A 2,153-nucleotide genomic window follows, 5' to 3' on the forward strand; every position below is an offset into this window, starting at 1 on the left:
ACGAACATATTGCCGCCGAGTGGTTTCGGTCCAGGCCATCGTGAACTCCTTCGAATCTTGAACAAATCCGACGGAATCACATCCTACTGAAATCACTCAACTCTTTTTCGGTCAGGCTCTTAGATTGTCTGGCACCGCGTGGTAATTCAAATACCCCTGTAACACTTGCCGTAGCCATCGACCTACCGCTGCCACCGGTTCATGGCGTCGCCGCATCAGCGTTTCTCGAATGGCTGTCAGCGTCGTGCGCAGGCGCTTCTTGATTGTCAGACGGACAATCTTGAAGCCCCCATCATTGCGACGCCTGCCGCAGCAATGCGTGAATCCCAGAAAGTCGAAGGTCTCCGGCTTGCGGATACCACGTTCCCGGCACTGTTGCGCGGCGTAACGCCCAAAGCGTATCAGCCGCGTCTTCTCTGGGTGTAGTTGCAAGCCAAACTGGGCGAGACGCTCCCGCAGTGCCTGCAGAAAGCGTTGCGCCTCTCCTTCGTACTGGAATCCGATCACGCTGTCGTCGGCATAACGTACAATGATGTTGGTTTCCACGCGGAACTGAGCCGGTTTTTCCACCGAGAAGTGAGCCACCTCTGAGTATGGTTTTCTGATCAGGATTTGGTCAAGGGATTAGCTTTTCTCCTCTCTTTTGGGCCGCTGCGGCCGAGCTGGCTTTGAAGCGAAAGCTGTCGTTGCCGGTTTCGAGGATATGACAACGGTGGGTGAGACGGTCGAGGAGAGCGGTCGTCATTTTGGCGTCGCCAAAGACGGTGGCCCATTCGCTGAAGCTGAGGTTTGTGGTGATGACGACGCTGGTCCGCTCGTAGAGCTTGCTCAGCAGGTGGAAGAGCAGCGCTCCGCCTGAGGCACTGAAGGGAAGATATCCCAGTTCGTCGAGGATCAGCAGATCGAGGCGAACTAGGGTTTCTGCGATTTGCCCTGCCTTGCCCTTGGCCTTCTCCTGCTCAAGAGCGTTGACCAGTTCGATGGTCGAGAAGAAGCGGACCTTTCGGCGATGATGTTCGATCGCTTGAACTCCGAGGGAGGTCGCGACATGTGTTTTTCCAGTGCCCGGCCCGCCGACGAGCACGATATTCTGGGCCCCGTCCATGAACTCGCATCGGTGCAGTTGGCGCACCGTCGCTTCGTTGATCTCGCTGGCGGCGAAGTCGAAGCCGGAGATGTCTTTGTACGCAGGAAAGCGGGCAGCCTTCATATGATATGCGATGGAGCGAACCTCGCGCTCGGCCATTTCGGCTTTCAGCAACTGGGACAGGATAGGCACGGCCGCATCAAAGGCGGGAGCCCCTTGCTCGATCAGATCCGTGACGGCTTGAGCCATGCCATACATCTTCAGACTACGCAGCATGATAACGACGGCGGCGCTGGCGGGATCATGACGCATGGCGACCTCCCACGATCCGGACGCGCAAGCCATCGTACCGTTCTACATTGGCCTTGGGTTCCCGCAGCAAGGTCAGCGCCTGTGGCGTATCGATGTCAGGACCGTCGGTCGTCTTGCCGTCAATCAGCCGATGCAGCAAGTTCAACACATGCGTTTTGGTTGCCACGCCTTGGTCCAGAGCCAGTTCCACGGCCCTGACGACAACATGTTCTTCGTGATGGAGGACAAGAGCAAGGATATCGGCCATCTCACGATCACCGCCGGCGCGGCGGAGCATCTGGTCCTGCAGTTGCCGGAAGGCCAACGGCAATTCCAGGAAGGGCGCGCCATTGCGCAAGGCACCGGGCTTGCGCTGAATGACGGCAAGGTAATGCCGCCAGTCGTAAATCGTCCGCGGCGGTTTGTCGTGGCTGCGCTCAATCACCCGCGGATGTTCGCATAGGACATTGCCCTCGGCCGCAACGACCAGTCGCTCGGGATAGATTCGCAAGCTGACAGGCCGGTTCGCAAACGATGCAGGCACGCTATAGCGGTTCCGCTCGAAGGTGATCAGGCATGTCGGAGAGACACGTTTGCTTTGCTCGACGAAGCCATCGAATGCGGCTGGGAGCGCCATCAATGCTGGTTGTTCGTGAGCGTCCGGTGAAGACATTTTCGAGTGTCGAGGGATGGAAGTTATAGGACGCGCTTCATCTCATCGGCCATGACGCGGTCGATCATTTTGGGATCGCATTGCGCGTCAACCAGGAACTCT

2 protein-coding genes and 2 pseudogenes are annotated in these 2,153 nt (G+C 57.7%); 1 reads left to right on the plus strand and 3 read right to left on the minus strand.

The window, feature by feature from the left end:
• Nucleotides 1-111: 111 nt before the first annotated feature.
• The 3 genes and pseudogenes from DTW90_RS36815 to DTW90_RS36825 all read right to left on the minus strand — a co-directional run.
• Entirely contained in the window at nt 112-570 is a 459-nt protein-coding gene (locus DTW90_RS36815) for a reverse transcriptase domain-containing protein (RefSeq protein ID WP_246665195.1), read from the minus strand.
• A 46-nt stretch (nt 571-616) separates the two neighbouring features.
• Nucleotides 617-1,399 (minus strand): IS21-like element helper ATPase IstB, encoded by a 783-nt coding sequence (gene istB, locus DTW90_RS36820; protein WP_149345042.1) that lies wholly within the window; start codon nt 1,397-1,399, stop codon nt 617-619.
• Nucleotides 1,389-2,036: pseudogene (locus DTW90_RS36825) on the minus strand (IS21 family transposase); the annotation flags it as partial. The pseudogene DTW90_RS36825 and the gene istB, both read right to left, overlap by 11 nt.
• On the opposite strand from DTW90_RS36825, the pseudogene DTW90_RS37510 reads away from it, so the two are divergent.
• Nucleotides 2,031-2,153, plus strand: a pseudogene (locus DTW90_RS37510) (IS5/IS1182 family transposase); the annotation flags it as partial. The pseudogenes DTW90_RS36825 and DTW90_RS37510 overlap by 6 nt on opposite strands.

The organism is Neorhizobium sp. P12A (assembly GCF_008365395.1).
In the GTDB taxonomy this organism is placed as follows: Bacteria; Pseudomonadota; Alphaproteobacteria; order Rhizobiales; family Rhizobiaceae; genus Rhizobium.